We start from the raw sequence: 15,233 nt of genomic DNA, 5'->3' as shown, positions 1-15,233 counted from the left end.
ATCTCTCCCTCTCTCAGGTGTTGTCTCGATACTAGTTCAATCCGGCGGGACTTTATAAATCCCAAGCGATTTACCCAAGCCGGAATTTTCGCCGGGGTAAAGCTTTTCCCGCTTTTCCAAGGCTTTTCACACGAAAAAAGCCGGGCATGGAAGCCCGGCTTTCGATTTTGCGTGCTTAGTGAGCGAGCGACTTGCCCGCTTCTTCGCTGATCGGCTTCGGCGTTTCCACCGGCTCGACCCATTCGATCGGAGTCGGCATGCGGACCAGCGCGTGCTGGAGCACTTCGCCGATGCGGCTGACAGGGACGATCTCCATGCCGCTCTTCACGTTATCCGGGATATCCGCCAGATCCTTGGCGTTTTCTTCCGGAATGATGACCTTCTTGATGCCACCGCGAAGTGCTGCGAGCAGCTTCTCCTTGAGGCCACCGATCGGCAGCACCCTGCCCCGCAGCGTGATCTCGCCGGTCATGGCGACATCGGCGCGGATCGGAATGCCGGTCATCACCGACACGATCGCCGTCGTCATGCCCACACCAGCCGACGGACCATCCTTCGGCGTCGCACCTTCCGGCACGTGCACGTGGATGTCACGCTTGTCGAAAATCGGCGGTTCGATGCCGAAGTCGATTGCGCGGGAACGGACATAAGAGGCCGCTGCCGAGATCGATTCCTTCATCACGTCCTTGAGGTTGCCGGTTACCGTCATCTTGCCCTTGCCAGGCATCATGACTGCTTCCACCGTCAACAACTCGCCACCGACTTCCGTCCAGGCAAGACCCGTGACCACGCCGACCTGATCATCCATTTCGGCCTGACCGAAGCGGAAGCGCTGGACGCCGAGATAATCGCCAAGGTTCTCGGCGGTCACATCGACCGACGGCTTCTTGGAGCGGATGATCTCCGTCACGGCCTTGCGCCCAAGCTTCATCAGCTCACGCTCAAGGCTGCGAACACCGGCTTCGCGCGTATAGGTCTGAATGATCAGACGCAGCGCGTCGTCGGTTACCGAAAACTCGGTCGGCTGCAGCGCGTGATCGCGGATCGCCTTGGGCAGAAGGTGCCGCTTGGCGATCTCGACCTTCTCGTCTTCCGTGTAGCCGGCGATTCGGATGACTTCCATACGATCCAGCAACGGACCCGGAATATTCATCGTGTTGGCCGTCGTCACGAACATCACGCTCGACAGGTCGTATTCGACCTCGAGATAGTGATCCATGAAGGTCGAGTTCTGTTCGGGATCGAGCACCTCGAGCAGAGCCGACGACGGATCGCCGCGGAAATCCTGACCCATCTTGTCGATCTCGTCGAGCAGGAAGAGCGGGTTGGACTTCTTTGCCTTCTTCATCGATTGGATGACCTTGCCGGGCATCGAACCGATATAGGTGCGGCGGTGACCGCGGATCTCGGCTTCGTCACGCACGCCACCGAGGGCGACGCGAACATATTCGCGGCCGGTCGCCTTGGCGATCGAACGGGCGAGCGAGGTCTTGCCGACGCCGGGAGGACCGACGAGGCACAGGATCGGACCCTTCAGCTTCTTCTGACGGCTCTGAACAGCCAGATATTCGACGATGCGCTCCTTCACCTTGTCCAGACCGAAGTGATCGTTGTCGAGCACCTCTTCGGAGAAGGCCAGATCCTGACGCACCTTGGAATTCTTGTTCCAGGGGATCGACAGCATCCAGTCGAGATAGTTGCGCACGACGGTGGCTTCCGCCGACATCGGCGACATCGTCTTGAGCTTCTTGAGCTCTGCATCGGCCTTTTCGCGTGCTTCCTTGGAGAGCTTGGTCTTCTTGATGCGCGCTTCGAGTTCGGCTGCCTCGTCGCGGCCGTCCTCGCCTTCGCCGAGCTCCTTCTGGATCGCCTTCATCTGCTCGTTGAGGTAGTATTCGCGCTGCGTCTTCTCCATCTGCCGCTTCACGCGGCTACGGATGCGCTTTTCCACCTGCAGAACCGAGATCTCGGCTTCCATGAAGCCCATCGCCTTTTCCAGGCGCTCGCGCACGGAAAGCGTGCCTAGCATTTCCTGCTTCTCGGGGATCTTGATCGCGAGATGCGAGGCGACGGTGTCGGCGAGCTTGGAATAAACGTCGATCTGGCTGGCGGCACCAACCACTTCCGGCGAAATCTTCTTGTTCAGCTTCACATAGTTTTCGAAGTCGGAGATCACCGAGCGGGCGAGCGCCTCGATCTCGACTTCCTCTTCCTCGGGCTCCTCGAGCGTCACAGCCTGCGCCTCGTGAAAGTCGCCACGGTCGGTGAACTCGGTGATCTTTGCGCGCGTCGTGCCTTCGACCAGCACCTTCACGGTGCCGTCCGGCAGCTTCAAAAGCTGCAGCACGTTGGCCAAAGTGCCGACATCGAAGATCGCATCGGAGGCCGGATCATCGTCGGCCGCATTCATCTGGGTCGCAAGCAGGATCTGCTTGTCAGCGCCCATGACCTCTTCCAAAGCCTTGATCGACTTCTCGCGACCAACGAAAAGCGGCACGATCATATGCGGGAAAACCACGATGTCGCGGAGCGGCAGGACAGCAAACGTTCCTGATGCGGAAGGACTGGGGGTCTTGGTCATTGTCTTGCCTTTCACCTCGCCAACGCCTGATGGCCGAAAGCGAGTCTCATATTAACGGCCATGCCGCGGTCCGCCTATGGCTGATTTTCATCAACCACCTATCAGCACGGATCTTGCGGGAAACAGCCTGACAGGGTGTTAGGTGGCTATATCGGGCAGGTGTTTCAAGCCTTCCAACCCAGTGCCAGCGCACCGTTGCGGAAGATGGCTCGACCTGCCGGCATCTAAAACGAAAAAGCCCGCCGGCGCCGCGGATGATACGGCGTCGGCGGGCTGATTCTGGTTCAAAACAGCGGCTCAGGCGCTGACGCTGCCCTTTTCCTTCTCGGCATAGATGTAGAGCGGGCGGGCATTGCCCTGAACCACCTCATCCGAGATCGCGACTTCCTGCACGCCTTCCAGCGCCGGCAGTTCGAACATCGTGTCGAGCAGGATCGCTTCCATGATGGAGCGAAGACCGCGGGCACCCGTCTTGCGCTCGATGGCCCGCTTGGCGATCGCCGACAGGGCGCCTTCATGGAAGGTCAGCTCGACATTCTCCATGTCGAACAGGCGCTGATACTGCTTCACCAGCGCGTTCTTCGGCTCCGTCAGGATCTGGATCAGCGCGGCTTCATCGAGGTCTTCGAGCGTCGCCAGAACCGGCAGACGTCCGACGAACTCGGGGATCAGACCGAACTTCAGCAGATCTTCCGGCTCGACCTGACGGAACAGGTCGCCCGACTTGCGATCTTCCGGCGAAGCAACCGTTGCACCGAAGCCGATCGAGGTCTTGCGGCCACGATCCGAAATGATGCGATCGAGACCAGCAAAAGCGCCACCGCAGATGAACAGGATGTTGGCCGTGTCCACCTGCAGGAATTCCTGCTGCGGATGCTTGCGGCCGCCCTGCGGCGGAACGGAAGCAACGGTGCCTTCCATGATCTTCAAGAGCGCCTGCTGAACGCCCTCGCCCGACACGTCGCGGGTTATCGAAGGATTGTCCGACTTGCGGCTGATCTTGTCGATCTCGTCGATGTAAACGATCCCGCGCTGGGCGCGTTCGACATTGTAGTCGGCCGACTGAAGCAGCTTCAGGATGATGTTTTCAACATCTTCACCGACATAACCGGCTTCGGTCAGCGTCGTGGCATCAGCCATGGTGAACGGCACGTCAATGATGCGGGCCAGCGTCTGCGCAAGCAGCGTCTTGCCGCAACCGGTCGGGCCGATCAGCAGGATGTTCGACTTGGCCAGCTCGACGTCGTTGTTCTTCGTCGCATGCGCCAGGCGCTTGTAATGGTTGTGAACGGCAACCGACAGAACGCGCTTGGCGTAGGGCTGGCCAATCACGTAATCGTCGAGAACCTTGAGGATCTCCTGCGGGGTCGGAACGCCCTCGCGGGACTTCACCATCGAGGTCTTGTTCTCCTCGCGAATGATGTCCATGCACAGCTCGACGCATTCATCACAGATGAACACGGTCGGGCCTGCAATCAGCTTGCGCACCTCATGCTGGCTCTTGCCGCAGAAGGAGCAGTACAGCGTGTTCTTCGAGTCGCCGCCGCCGGTGCCCACTTTGCTCATCGTTTCGTCCTTTCGCTCAACCCGCCCGAAGGCGGCTGCTCATTCCTGGTGAGAAGAAGTCCTGCGCAGCGGGCTCACTCTGGAACGACCATCGTGATGGTCGCTGTTCCCGCGCACTCGGCTTTGCTTCGATTCCGGCAGATCGACAGCAAAGGTTCAAACGTCTTCTCGCCCACCTGATTTCCCGCGTGCCGAATCCAATAGATGGAGTCTCCACGCCATAAGCTCAACATAGGCTTAACGTAGGCCCATGCACTCGCTGAGGGAACAAGAAATTGTGACGGAAATGCCGCAGCCCCTCGCAAATTCGCAGGACTGCGGCAGGACCTTCAAAAAGCGCGTCAGGCCTTCGCCACCGCGTCTTCGATCGCGTCGCGGCTCGAAATGACCTTGTCGATCAAACCGAAGTCCTTCGCCTCGTCCGCCGTCAGGAAGTGATCGCGATCGAGCGTGCGCTCGATGGTCTCGTAATCCTTGCCGGTGTGCTTGACGTAAACCTCGTTCAAGCGGCGCTTCAGCTTGATGATGTCCTGGGCGTGGCGCTCGATGTCGGAAGCCTGGCCGGAGAAGCCGCCGGAAGGCTGGTGCACCATGATGCGGGCGTTCGGCGTCGCAAAGCGCATGTCCGGATGACCGGCGCACAACAGCAGGGAGCCCATCGAAGCCGCCTGACCGATGCACAGCGTCGACACGGCAGGCTTGATGAACTGCATCGTATCATAGATCGCCATGCCGGACGTCACCACGCCGCCGGGCGAATTGATGTAGAGCGAGATTTCCTTCTTGGGGTTCTCGGCTTCGAGGAACAGAAGCTGCGCGCAAACGAGCGTCGCCATCGTGTCTTCCACCGGGCCGGTGATGAAGATGATGCGCTCCTTCAAAAGGCGCGAAAAGATGTCGTAAGCGCGTTCGCCACGGTTCGTCTGCTCGACAACCATGGGAACGAGGCTCATTGCGCGTTCGACCGGGTCTCTCATTGGGTGTCCCTTTGTGAAGCTGGGATTCCGTTGCCGGGCGGGCCGAATCACGGGAATCGAAGACTGGAATTACCAGACACAAATAAGGTGCCGGTGCCTGACTTCGCAAGGGTTTCGCTGGAAGGTTCGAGCCAGGGTTAAGTTGCGGCCGGATTCCCTCGGGTCATCAAGCAAAGGTCGGCTCGCAACGCAGCTGCCGTGCGTCAGGCGAATGGGACACGCAGATAGTGATGCGTTCCCCGAACACGACGGGGCACCGATGCCGCGAAACGCCCGAGCTTGCGCACCCAGCGGCGCAGTTCCTTCGGGATCTTGATCAGAACCGATGTCTTGCCGGTTTCATGCCGGCGGATGACGCTGCCCATTGCTGTGCCCTGCACGGCCTGGAACCGCTTCTCCTGCGCGACAACGGCGGGAATGGCCTGGAAGATGCGCGGGCTCGACGAAGCCACGGCATCCTTGCCGAACATGAAGAGATCGACCGGCTCGGAGAAGGTTACCGAGCGCGCGAGCAGTGTCGCTGCGGCTTCGGCGGAGATGATGTAGCCGGCCGTGCCGGTATGCTCGCTGCAAAGCCTCGCGAGGCGCACTGTCTCTGCAACGACACCAGAGGCGGCTTCCACTTCAATTGAACGGCCGGAAGTATCCAGTTTGAGGATGTCATCACCCCGGCAATGCGACGCCGCCTCCTTCAGAAAACCGGGCAGGTGCTCGCTCAATCGAACGTCGTCTTCCAGAACCAGCGCAACCGCATCTCCCGACGAAACGAGGCTGCGCCACGCCTCGCGATGGCTAAGAAAGCAGCCGACTTCCCCGGGCCGCAGCCCCGAGGCGGCGAAAGGAGCCAGATCGATCGCATTGCCTTCAACCGCCGCCAATCGCTCCGCCTGCAACCCCAAGGCGTCCAGCTGCGCCGTCATGAAAGCGAGACGATCCGGAGAGCGATCGAGATTGATCAGGAAGATCAGCATGCAAGCCTCAGCCCGCCTGCTGTGGAAGATGGATCACATACTCCTTGCGAGTCGTTTCAAGCACTTCCCAGGTGCCTTTGAAGCCGGGCTTGAGGACAAAGCTGTCGCCTGGCTTCACCATACGGGCCTCGCCGTCATCTTCGGTGATGACGGAAAGGCCGGTCAGGATGTGACAGAACTCCCACTCGTCATAGGTGATGCGCCACTTGCCGGGCGTCGCCTCCCATAGACCGGCATAGACGCCCTCGCCGGTCCCATCGGCGTTCCAAGTGCGGAAAGTCGGCTGTCCGGAAATGACCCGCTCGGGCGCAGGCGCGCCCTCTTCAGGGTCGATACCATTTGTGTCTATAGCAACGAAGAGCGTCATCGGCGGCATGTCTCCTGCCGCCGATTTCAGGCAGCATCATCAAAGTTTGTCAAAGGACTGTGACAGATCTGCGATGATATCCTTAACATCCTCGATCCCCACCGATAGCCGAACCACGTCCGGGCCAGCACCGGCGGCAACCTTCTGCTCGTCGGACAATTGGCGATGGGTGGTGGAGGCCGGGTGGATCACCAGTGACTTGGTGTCGCCGATATTCGCCAGATGCGAAAACAGTTCCAGCCCTTCCACGAAGCGCACGCCGGCCTCGTAGCCGCCCTTCAAGCCGAAGGTGAAGACCGCACCGCTGCCCTTCGGGGAGTAGCGCTGCTGAAGAACGTGGTTCGGATCATCCGGCAGGCCCGGATAGTTCACCCAGGCGACCTTGTCGTTGTTCTTCAACCATTGCGCGACAGCCAGCGCATTGCTGCAATGCCGCTCCATGCGCAGCGGCAGCGTTTCCAAGCCGGTCAGGATCATGAAAGCGTTGAAGGGCGAGATCGCCGGGCCGAAATCGCGCAGACCGAGAACACGCGCGGCGATCGCGAAGGCGAAGTTGCCGAAAGTCTCATGCAGCTTGATGCCGGCATATTCCGGCCGTGGCTCCGACAGCATCGGATAGTTGCCGGACTTCGACCAGTCGAACGTCCCGCCATCCACGATGATGCCGCCGATCGAATTGCCGTGCCCGCCGATGAACTTGGTGAGTGAGTGGACCACCACGTCCGCACCATGCTCGAACGGGCGGATCAGATACGGCGTGGCCAGCGTGTTATCGACGATCAGCGGCAGGCCGTGCTTGTGCGCGATCTCCGCAATGGCCGCGATATCCACGAACGTGCCGCCGGGATTAGCCAGGCTCTCGATGAACACGCCGCGCGTCCGTTCATCGATCAGCGCTTCAAATGTCGCGATGTCATCCATGTCGCCCCAGCGCACTTCCCACCCGAAGTTCTTGAAGGCATGGCCGAACTGGTTGATCGAGCCGCCATACAGCCGGCGCGCCGCAACGAAGTTGTCGCCGGGCTGCATGATGTTGTGGAAACACAGCATCTGTGCCGCATGGCCCGATGCCGTTGCGAGCGCCGCCGTGCCGCCCTCAAGGGCAGCCACGCGCTCTTCGAGCACGGCCTGAGTCGGGTTCATGATGCGTGTGTAGATGTTGCCGAAAGCCTGCAGCCCGAACAGGGATGCGGCGTGGTCTGCATCGTTGAAGACGTAGGACGTCGTCTGGTAGATCGGCGTGGCGCGCGCGCCGGTTGCCGGATCAGGCTGGGCGCCGGCGTGAACGGCCAGCGTGTTGAATCCGGGGGCTTGTTGGGTCATCGATAGTCCTCCCTCATTCCATCGTCTCGTGCGAACTGTGCCTGCACGGCTGCGACAAGGCAAAGAACAATGTTCGAATGCCGCAGCCAATGGTGCGCAGGCGACGTCGCGCACCTTCGTTTCAAAGCAAAATGGTTCTCAGCTGCGGCGGATGCCGAAACTCTGAAAGCCGCCGCGCATCACCGGCCGCTTCGACGAGATCACGCCGGAATTGACGCCGTTCCAGCCGATCTCACCAGCCAGCCGCGCATATTCGATCTTGGGGCAGCGGTTCATCACGACCTTGATGCCGGCTTCTTCGGCGCGCTCTGCAGCCTCATCGTTGCGGACAGTCAGCTGCATCCAGACAACCTTCGGCAGCGGTTTCAGGGCCAGCACCTCGTCCATGATGGCCGGAACAGCATCGGATGCGCGGAAGACATCCACCATGTCGATTGGATCGGGAATGTCCGCCAGCCGCGCATAGGTCATCCGTCCCAGGATCTCCTTGCCGGCATGTCCGGGATTAACGGGATAGATGTCGTAGCCTTTGTCCATCATGTACTTCATGACGAAGAAGGATGGCCGCACCGAGTTGGCAGAGGCACCCACCACAGCGACTGACTTCACGCCGTTCAGAATGCCGGAGATGTAGCTGTTGTCGTATGCGTCGTGATTCATTGGGGCAGCCTGATGTTTCCATCCGCATCGATGGGGAACTGCGGATTGTGCGCGACTTCCCATAGATTGCCTTCGGGATCGGCGAAATAGCCGTACCACCCGCCCCAGAAGGCCTTCCCGGCTGCTTTGACGATCGTGCCGCCTGCTGATCTGGCTTGCGACAAGACCGTGTCGACCTCGGGCTCGGATCGCGTGTTGTAAGCGAGATAAACACGCGGCGTACCTTCGCCAAAGCGGATGCCCGCATCCTCTTCCGCATCTTTGCGCGGAAACAGGCCGAGGATCGCGCCACCCATCTGAAAGAAGGCAACCCCATCGGTAATCGCGGCATGACGCTTCAAGCCCATGCCTTCATAGAAGGCCACGCATCGTGCGAGATCCTCCACGGCGATGGTGATAATCGAGATGCGAGGCTCCATCATCGAAACCCGAAGTGGCTTTTCAGTTCCGCGAAAAGCTCTGCGGCTCCCTCTTCGTCCAGCTGTATGCTCTGACTCACCTTGCCTGGCATGTTCCGCGAGGTCCGACCAACTGTGTTGATTTGCATCAGTTTGTGACCATCAAGTTCATAAGTGAATAGCTGCCGCATCAACAGCGTCATGCAGAGTAATCCGCTTCAAGTCTGCCCGCTCAAAATGACTTACACGCGCCACTTGCCTACTCCCCCGTCCATTCCGGCTTGCGCTTGCCGATGAAGGCACCGATGCCTTCTTCCGCGTCGCGCGCCATCATGTTCTCGACCATCACGCGCGCCGTGTAGTCATAGGCGTCAGCCAGGCTCATCTCGGCCTGTTTGTAGAACGCTTCCTTGCCGATCTTCACCGTCAAAGGCGATTTGGAAGCAATAGCTTCGGCATATTTGTTCACGACCTGATTCAGGTATTCTGGCGGCACGACGCGGTTCAGGAGGCCGAACTCGCGCGCTTCCGTGGCTTCGATCGTTTCACCGGTCAGCAGCATTTCCATCGCCTGCTTGCGTGACACGTTACGGGTCAGCGCAACCATGGGCGTGGAACAGAACAGGCCGATATTGACGCCGGGCGTGCAGAAGGTCGCTTCGGTGGAGGCGATCGCCAGATCGCAGCTGGCCACCAGCTGGCAACCCGCCGCGGTCGCCAGTCCCGCAACTTCGGCGATGATCGGCTTCGGATGATGGACGATCGCCTGCATCAAGGCAGCGCAAAGCTGCATCGTCTTCTCGAAGAAGGCGCGGCCGCGATCGGGATCTGCGCGATGCAGCGTGATCTCCTTGAGATCGTGGCCTCCGGAAAAGATGCGGCCCACGGCACCGATGACGATCACCCGCACGGCCTTGTCGTTTCGCGCCTTGTCCAGCAACTCGTGCAGCCGCTCCATGACGGCGATCGACAAGGCGTTGGCCGGTGGCGAATCGAGGGTCAGGCGCAGCACGCCTTTTTCCAGCACTTCATGAACCGGGCCGGATTGGGTTAGCGGATGCAACGCGTGAACGTCAGCCATCGTGTCCTCCTATTCTCAAGGCCTAGCATAAGCCGGCTTGAAGGCGATGTGCCAGTCATGGTTCATCTGGCCGGTGCAAAGATTGAGGAGGACGATCTTGCCAGCTACCCCGTTGCAACCGGTGATGACACCCGATGAAATCAACGCCTTTATCGCCGACGTTTATCCGCACCTGAACGGCACCAACCGCGACTACGAGGTCGTTTCCGTGGCGCCCGGCACCTGTGCCGTGCGCCTGAATGCCACTGAGCGGCACTTGCGCCCAGGCAACACGGTTTCGGGTCCATGCCTGTTCACGCTTGCCGATATCGGCGGCTATGCCTGCGTTCTCGCGCATGTCGGCCGCGAGGCGCTGGCGGTCACGACCAACCTGAACATCACCTTCATGCGAAAGGCAGGCCCCGGCATCGTTGAAGGGCGCACCCGCCTGCTCAAGCTAGGCAAGAGCCTGGCGATGTTTGACATCGAACTGGTGGCCGGCGAGAACGAAGCCGTGATCGCCCATGCGACAGGCACCTACGCGCTCCCGCCAAAGCGTGCGGTAAAATAATACCGCAATACCTATGCCATTGTTTTTGCGCGAGAAAAGCCCTTTTTCGCACCATCTCGGTAACCTTGACGCTGCGCCAGGCGTCGTTTAGAGAAGTGCCATCAGCGGTCCTCGTTTGGGGCCGTTGTTTTTATGTTCATCGCAGATCCGTCTTCGATGAACGCAAGCAACAAGAAACGCCTTCCACAAGGAAGGTTCTAAGGAAAAACACTATGGCAACCTTTTCGCAGAAGCCTGCGGAGGTGGTGAAGAAGTGGGTCCTGATCGACGCCGAAGGGCTCGTCGTCGGCCGCCTCGCCACCCTCGTCGCGAACCGCCTGCGCGGCAAGCACAAAGCCACGTTCACCCCGCATGTGGACGATGGCGACAACGTCATCATCATCAATGCCGACAAGGTCGTGTTCACCGGCAAGAAGTACACCGACAAGATGTACTACTGGCACACCGGTCACCCAGGCGGCATCAAGGAGCGCACCGCGCGCCAGCTGCTCGAAGGCCGCTTTCCGGAGCGCGTTGTCGAGAAGGCTATTGAACGCATGATCCCGCGCGGCCCGCTCGGCCGTCGCCAGATGAAGAACCTGCGCGTTTATGCCGGCACCGAGCACGGCCATGAGGCACAGCAGCCGGAGACGCTGGACGTCGGCGCTCTGAACTCCAAGAACAAGAGGGTCGCATAATGGCTGAACTCAACTCCCTCGCAGAACTCGGCGCTGCCACTGGCGCGCAGACGAGCGAGCAGGCAGCTGCGCCGGTTCACGTCCAGAAGCTGGACAAGCACGGCCGCGCCTATGCAACCGGCAAGCGCAAGAACGCGATCGCTCGCGTTTGGGTCAAGCCGGGTTCGGGCAAGATCATCGTCAACGACAAGGAATTCGCGGGTTACTTCGCGCGTCCGGTTCTGCAGATGATCCTGCAGCAGCCAATCGTTGCCGCTGCTCGCGCCGGTCAGTACGACGTGATCGCAACCGTTGCCGGTGGTGGTCTGTCGGGCCAGGCTGGTGCCGTTCGTCACGGCATCTCCAAGGCCCTGACCTATTACGAGCCGGAACTGCGTGGCGTCCTCAAGAAGGGCGGCTTCCTGACCCGCGACAGCCGCGTCGTCGAGCGCAAGAAGTACGGCAAGGCCAAGGCCCGTCGTTCGTTCCAGTTCTCGAAGCGCTAAAACCGCTTCCACATTGGATCTTCGGAAAAGCGGGCCTTCGGGTCCGCTTTTTTGTTGCCTCGACACCGAAAGGTGCCAACTAGAAAACGTTGCCTGCCAAGACACCAGAAGGATCTGGGATGCCGCCCAAGTCGATCGACAACGCATTCACCGCCCGCAGCAATCTCGGCCCGTCGGGCGATCCGACCTATGCCGGCGCGCTGTCCTTCATGCGCCGCCGCTATACCAAGAACATCAACGGCGCCGACGTCGTGGTCTGGGGCATTCCCTTCGACGCCGCGGTCACCAATCGTCCCGGCGCACGCTTCGGCCCGCAGGCGATCCGCCGCGCATCGGCGATCTTCGACAACGATCCGCAATACCCGTTTCACCGCCAGTTCTTCGACGACCTCAACGTCATCGACTACGGCGATTGCCTGTTCGACAACGGCTATCATGCCAAAACGCCGGCGATCATCGAGCGCGAAGCAACCAAGCTGATCAAGAACGGCGCGTTTCTTCTGTCGCTCGGCGGCGATCATTTCGTGACCTGGCCGATCCTGAAGGCGCATGCCGCCAAATACGGACCGCTGTCGCTTGTTCAGTTCGACGCGCATCAGGACACCTGGCCGGATGACGGCAAGCGCATCGACCACGGCTCGTTCGTGTGCCGCGCCGTGCGCGATGGCGTGATCGATCCCGCGACCTCCATCCAGGTCGGTATCCGCACCCATGCGCCGGATGATTTCGGTATTCAGATCCTCTACGGAGAGCAGCTGGAGGAGATGCGCGCCAGCGAAATCGTGGATGCCATCGCTAAACGCACGGCAGGCAAGAAAACCTACATCACCTTCGACATCGACTGCCTCGATCCGGCCTTCGCTCCGGGCACGGGCACGCCGGTGGCCGGCGGGCCGTCCTCAGCCAAGATCCTGTCGGTTCTGCGCCGCTTGGGCTCGCTCGACATCGTTGGTGCCGATGTGGTGGAAGTCTCGCCGCCATATGACCACGCGGATCTCACAGCGATTGCCGCATCCACAGTCGCGCAGCATTATGTCGGCCTCGCAGCTGAACGAAAGGCGCGCGGCTGAACCTCGCAATCTGATTCAACGCGCTCGCATTCTGATTCACCAAGCTCACCTAACGCATTGATTAGCCTGACGGCACGGGAATAACCGCATGAAACCGAAGATCTTCATCGATGGCGAACACGGCACGACCGGTCTGCAGATCCGCACGCGTCTTGCCGGCCGTGACGATCTCGAAATCCTGTCCATCCCGGTTGAACGTCGCAAGGACCCGGAAGCGCGCGCCGAGTTCCTGAAGGCGTCGGACGTCGCCATCCTCTGCCTGCCGGATGCCGCTTCAAAGGAAGCGGTTGCCCTGCTCGGCGACGACAGCACCACCCGCGTGATCGACACCTCGACCGCCTTCCGCACGGCACCCGACTGGGCCTATGGCTTTGCCGAGCTGACAAAAGGTCAGGCAGAGACGATCGCGCAGGCACGACTGGTCGCCAATCCCGGCTGCTATCCGACCGGCGCCATCGGCCTGATCCGGCCGCTCGTGGAAGCCGGCATTCTGCCTGCGGATTATCCGGTCTCGGTCAACGCCGTGTCCGGCTATACCGGCGGGGGCAAGCAGATGATTGCGCAGATGGAAAACCCGGACGCGCCGGATGCCATCACCGCACCTTACTTCCTTTACGGGCTGACGCTGGCGCATAAGCATGTGCCGGAGATGCAAACGCATGGGCTGCTGACGCGCAAGCCTATCTTCTCGCCAAGCGTCGGACGCTTCGCGCAAGGGATGCTCGTGCAGGTGCCGCTGTTCCTCGGCGACCTGAACGGCAATCCGAGCCTCGCCGATCTGCATGCAGCTCTGGAAAAGCATTATGCCGGCGCTGGCGTGGTGGAGGTGGTACCTTACGAGACCGGCATCGCCCTGCCCCGCATCGATCCGACCGAGCTGAACGACACCAACCGCATGAAGCTGTTCGTGTTCGGTTCGGAAGGTGGCGGTCAGGCCAATCTCGTGGCGGTGCTCGACAATCTCGGCAAAGGCGCTTCCGGTGCGGCCGTGCAGAACATGGACCTCATGCTCGGCAAATCAGCCTGAGCTTCAGTGCCGGACCGCGCTCGCGGTCGGCAACGGCATTGCGCCCTTCGTGCCGCGCCAATGCGCGGCCGTAAAGCCCAGCACCAGGATCGCTCCGGCATGATGCAGGATCGCCCAAGAGAATGGCACCACCAGCAGCAGCGCCGTGATGCCAAGCGCTGCCTGGCCGAGCAGCAGAATCACCAGCAGAATGGCGCGGCGGGCATGCGTTGAGCCAGGCGCGAGCCGCGCGGTCTGGAAGGCATGAATAATCGCCAGCACCAGCACCGTGTAAGCGCCGAGGCGATGCACGAACTGCACCGTCTTCGGGTTCTCGAACAGATTGACGATACCCGGCTCCATCACGAAGAGCCCCTGCGGGACGATGCTGCCATCCATCAACGGCCAGGTATTATAGCTCAGCCCGGCATGCAGACCCGCCACCAGGGCGCCGAGATAGACCTGCGCCAGAACGGCAACCACCATCCAGCCGGCAAAGCGCTGCACATCACGATTGGCCGCAGGTGCGCTGTGCGGCGCGAGGCTTCGGGCCGTCACAATCGTCGCCACGAAGATGATGCAGGCGAGCGTCAGGTGGGTCGCCAAACGATATTGGCTGACGCTGGTCAGTTCCGACAGGCCGGACGCCACCATCCACCAGCCGACAGCGCCCTGCACGCCGCCCAAAGCAAGAATGCCTAGGAGCCTCGGCTTCAAGCGCGGTTCAAGCCGACCGGTGGCCCAGAAGAAAATCAGCGGCACAGCCATCACCAGCCCGACGCTGCGCGCCAGAAGGCGATGAGCCCATTCCCACCAGAAGATGCCCTTGAACTCGTCGAGGCTCATGCCCCGATTGATTTCCTGATATTGCGGGATTTCGCGATATTTAGCGAACTCTTCCCCCCATTCCGCGACGCCGATTGGGGGAATCACGCCGTGGATCGGCTTCCATTCGGTGATCGAAAGCCCAGAACCGGTCAGTCTCGTTCCCCCGCCGACAACGAAGATGGCAACGAGGAAGAGGACGACGACATAAAGCCAGGTGCGAACGAGCTGTCGATTACGATGAAGGCGAGCGTGTTCGCTGGCTGACGTGAGGTCGAGGCTGAAGGGCGTGGCGGCGGTGCTCATGGCGGATGTCGTGCGCCATTCCGGCGTGGCAGGCAAGCCTCCGCATCCAGCGACAAGCCGTCGCGCTGAACACCATCGGTTGCGTTCGGCGAGAGCCGGTTCTAGACGGGCTGGCGAGGAGATCACCGGATGCCCGTTCGTCTGAAGAAACTGATCGGCACCGTGCTGCTGATCATCCTGGTCTGCGTTTATGCGATGGCCGCGACTTTGTTTGCCGTCGGGCATCTCGGCGAATCCAGCCCCTGGGTTCACCTCGCCTACTTCTTCTTCACGGGCCTTCTGTGGATCCTGCCGGCCATGGCGATCATCAAGTGGATGGTGACGGAGCCCAAGCGGCGCTAGAGCGCGTTGTTAAGACGCAAAACCACTTCGCAGTCTTACCGTACTTGC

General features: G+C 60.7%; 17 protein-coding genes and 1 pseudogene. 6 read left to right on the top strand and 12 right to left on the bottom strand.

Annotation, left to right across the window (positions count from 1 at the left end):
* Window positions 1-175: 175 nt before the first annotated feature.
* From lon to JYU29_RS05435, 11 genes and pseudogenes are all read right to left on the bottom strand, one after another.
* Window positions 176-2,581, bottom strand: coding sequence for an endopeptidase La (gene lon / locus JYU29_RS05485; protein ID WP_213983695.1), 2,406 nt, complete (start codon window positions 2,579-2,581; stop codon window positions 176-178).
* A gap of 297 nt (window positions 2,582-2,878) precedes the next feature.
* A complete protein-coding gene (gene clpX, locus JYU29_RS05480; protein WP_213983694.1) occupies window positions 2,879-4,147 on the bottom strand; it encodes an ATP-dependent Clp protease ATP-binding subunit ClpX in 1,269 nt (422 codons plus the stop codon).
* A gap of 341 nt (window positions 4,148-4,488) precedes the next feature.
* Window positions 4,489-5,124, bottom strand: coding sequence for an ATP-dependent Clp protease proteolytic subunit (locus JYU29_RS05475; protein WP_213983693.1), 636 nt, complete (start codon window positions 5,122-5,124; stop codon window positions 4,489-4,491).
* Window positions 5,125-5,171: 47 nt separating this feature from the next.
* Window positions 5,172-5,237, bottom strand: a pseudogene (locus JYU29_RS18500) (hypothetical protein); the annotation flags it as partial.
* Between the two features lie 90 nt (window positions 5,238-5,327).
* The gene (locus tag JYU29_RS05465) at window positions 5,328-6,095 is read right to left on the bottom strand and encodes a glycosyltransferase family 25 protein (RefSeq protein ID WP_213983692.1); all 768 of its coding nucleotides are present in this window, start codon (window positions 6,093-6,095) and stop codon (window positions 5,328-5,330) included.
* Between the two features lie 7 nt (window positions 6,096-6,102).
* Window positions 6,103-6,462, bottom strand: coding sequence for a cupin domain-containing protein (locus JYU29_RS05460; protein ID WP_213984288.1), 360 nt, complete (start codon window positions 6,460-6,462; stop codon window positions 6,103-6,105).
* Between the two features lie 39 nt (window positions 6,463-6,501).
* A complete protein-coding gene (locus JYU29_RS05455; RefSeq protein WP_213983691.1) occupies window positions 6,502-7,785 on the bottom strand; it encodes an O-acetylhomoserine aminocarboxypropyltransferase in 1,284 nt (427 codons plus the stop codon).
* A 138-nt stretch (window positions 7,786-7,923) separates the two neighbouring features.
* Window positions 7,924-8,445, bottom strand: a complete 522-nt coding sequence (locus tag JYU29_RS05450; RefSeq protein WP_213983690.1) for a CoA-binding protein — start codon at window positions 8,443-8,445, stop codon at window positions 7,924-7,926.
* On the bottom strand, window positions 8,442-8,864 hold the full coding sequence (locus JYU29_RS05445; RefSeq protein WP_213984287.1) for a VOC family protein: 423 nt from the start codon (window positions 8,862-8,864) through the stop codon (window positions 8,442-8,444). Before JYU29_RS05445 ends, JYU29_RS05450 begins: the two co-directional genes overlap by 4 nt.
* On the bottom strand, window positions 8,864-9,046 hold the full coding sequence (locus JYU29_RS05440; protein WP_213983689.1) for a methionyl-tRNA formyltransferase: 183 nt from the start codon (window positions 9,044-9,046) through the stop codon (window positions 8,864-8,866). The genes JYU29_RS05445 and JYU29_RS05440 overlap by 1 nt, the downstream gene beginning before the upstream one ends.
* 56 nt (window positions 9,047-9,102) lie before the next feature.
* Complete coding sequence (locus JYU29_RS05435; RefSeq protein ID WP_213983688.1) at window positions 9,103-9,924, bottom strand: enoyl-CoA hydratase; 822 nt, start codon at window positions 9,922-9,924, stop codon at window positions 9,103-9,105.
* Window positions 9,925-10,048: 124 nt separating this feature from the next.
* On the opposite strand from JYU29_RS05435, the gene JYU29_RS05430 reads away from it, so the two are divergent.
* The 5 genes from JYU29_RS05430 to argC all read left to right on the top strand — a co-directional run bounded on the left by JYU29_RS05430 (window position 10,049) and on the right by argC (window position 13,733).
* Window positions 10,049-10,474, top strand: a complete 426-nt coding sequence (locus JYU29_RS05430; RefSeq protein WP_431192825.1) for a PaaI family thioesterase — start codon at window positions 10,049-10,051, stop codon at window positions 10,472-10,474.
* Window positions 10,475-10,686: 212 nt separating this feature from the next.
* Window positions 10,687-11,151 (top strand): 50S ribosomal protein L13, encoded by a 465-nt coding sequence (gene rplM / locus JYU29_RS05425; RefSeq protein WP_213983686.1) that lies wholly within the window; start codon window positions 10,687-10,689, stop codon window positions 11,149-11,151.
* Window positions 11,151-11,636, top strand: a complete 486-nt coding sequence (gene rpsI / locus JYU29_RS05420; protein ID WP_213983685.1) for a 30S ribosomal protein S9 — start codon at window positions 11,151-11,153, stop codon at window positions 11,634-11,636. Before rplM ends, rpsI begins: the two co-directional genes overlap by 1 nt.
* A gap of 119 nt (window positions 11,637-11,755) precedes the next feature.
* Entirely contained in the window at window positions 11,756-12,706 is a 951-nt protein-coding gene (gene speB / locus JYU29_RS05415) for an agmatinase (protein WP_213983684.1), read from the top strand.
* A gap of 88 nt (window positions 12,707-12,794) precedes the next feature.
* On the top strand, window positions 12,795-13,733 hold the full coding sequence (gene argC / locus JYU29_RS05410) for an N-acetyl-gamma-glutamyl-phosphate reductase (RefSeq protein ID WP_213983683.1): 939 nt from the start codon (window positions 12,795-12,797) through the stop codon (window positions 13,731-13,733).
* Window positions 13,734-13,736: 3 nt separating this feature from the next.
* Here the strand turns inward: argC and JYU29_RS05405 are convergent, their stop codons facing one another.
* Window positions 13,737-14,843 carry a COX15/CtaA family protein gene (locus tag JYU29_RS05405; protein ID WP_213983682.1) on the bottom strand — a complete coding sequence of 369 codons (1,107 nt, stop codon included), beginning with the start codon at window positions 14,841-14,843 and terminating at the stop codon, window positions 13,737-13,739.
* Between the two features lie 129 nt (window positions 14,844-14,972).
* Here JYU29_RS05405 and JYU29_RS05400 point away from each other — a divergent pair, with 129 nt between their 5' ends.
* On the top strand, window positions 14,973-15,185 hold the full coding sequence (locus tag JYU29_RS05400) for a DUF2842 domain-containing protein (protein WP_213983681.1): 213 nt from the start codon (window positions 14,973-14,975) through the stop codon (window positions 15,183-15,185).
* The last annotated feature ends 48 nt before the right edge of the window (window positions 15,186-15,233 follow it).

Origin of the sequence: Tianweitania aestuarii, assembly GCF_018457165.1 — a bacterium.
Lineage (GTDB): Bacteria > Pseudomonadota > Alphaproteobacteria > Rhizobiales > Rhizobiaceae > Tianweitania > Tianweitania aestuarii.
The sequence above is the reverse complement of the archived record's forward strand: the minus strand, read 5'-3'. Positions and strand labels throughout refer to the sequence as shown.

What these genes read in the sequence shown, in the direction of transcription:
- lon (WP_213983695.1), bottom strand. Translation starts at nt 2,581, where the DNA reads ATGACCAAGACCCCCAGTCCTTCCGCATCAGGAACGTTTGCTGTCCTG.
- clpX (WP_213983694.1), bottom strand. Translation starts at nt 4,147, where the DNA reads ATGAGCAAAGTGGGCACCGGCGGCGGCGACTCGAAGAACACGCTGTAC.
- JYU29_RS05475 (WP_213983693.1), bottom strand. Translation starts at nt 5,124, where the DNA reads ATGAGAGACCCGGTCGAACGCGCAATGAGCCTCGTTCCCATGGTTGTC.
- JYU29_RS05465 (WP_213983692.1), bottom strand. Translation starts at nt 6,095, where the DNA reads ATGCTGATCTTCCTGATCAATCTCGATCGCTCTCCGGATCGTCTCGCT.
- JYU29_RS05460 (WP_213984288.1), bottom strand. Translation starts at nt 6,462, where the DNA reads ATGACGCTCTTCGTTGCTATAGACACAAATGGTATCGACCCTGAAGAG.
- JYU29_RS05455 (WP_213983691.1), bottom strand. Translation starts at nt 7,785, where the DNA reads ATGACCCAACAAGCCCCCGGATTCAACACGCTGGCCGTTCACGCCGGC.
- JYU29_RS05450 (WP_213983690.1), bottom strand. Translation starts at nt 8,445, where the DNA reads ATGAATCACGACGCATACGACAACAGCTACATCTCCGGCATTCTGAAC.
- JYU29_RS05445 (WP_213984287.1), bottom strand. Translation starts at nt 8,864, where the DNA reads ATGGAGCCTCGCATCTCGATTATCACCATCGCCGTGGAGGATCTCGCA.
- JYU29_RS05440 (WP_213983689.1), bottom strand. Translation starts at nt 9,046, where the DNA reads ATGACGCTGTTGATGCGGCAGCTATTCACTTATGAACTTGATGGTCAC.
- JYU29_RS05435 (WP_213983688.1), bottom strand. Translation starts at nt 9,924, where the DNA reads ATGGCTGACGTTCACGCGTTGCATCCGCTAACCCAATCCGGCCCGGTT.
- JYU29_RS05430 (WP_431192825.1), top strand. Translation starts at nt 10,049, where the DNA reads ATGACACCCGATGAAATCAACGCCTTTATCGCCGACGTTTATCCGCAC.
- rplM (WP_213983686.1), top strand. Translation starts at nt 10,687, where the DNA reads ATGGCAACCTTTTCGCAGAAGCCTGCGGAGGTGGTGAAGAAGTGGGTC.
- rpsI (WP_213983685.1), top strand. Translation starts at nt 11,151, where the DNA reads ATGGCTGAACTCAACTCCCTCGCAGAACTCGGCGCTGCCACTGGCGCG.
- speB (WP_213983684.1), top strand. Translation starts at nt 11,756, where the DNA reads ATGCCGCCCAAGTCGATCGACAACGCATTCACCGCCCGCAGCAATCTC.
- argC (WP_213983683.1), top strand. Translation starts at nt 12,795, where the DNA reads ATGAAACCGAAGATCTTCATCGATGGCGAACACGGCACGACCGGTCTG.
- JYU29_RS05405 (WP_213983682.1), bottom strand. Translation starts at nt 14,843, where the DNA reads ATGAGCACCGCCGCCACGCCCTTCAGCCTCGACCTCACGTCAGCCAGC.
- JYU29_RS05400 (WP_213983681.1), top strand. Translation starts at nt 14,973, where the DNA reads ATGCCCGTTCGTCTGAAGAAACTGATCGGCACCGTGCTGCTGATCATC.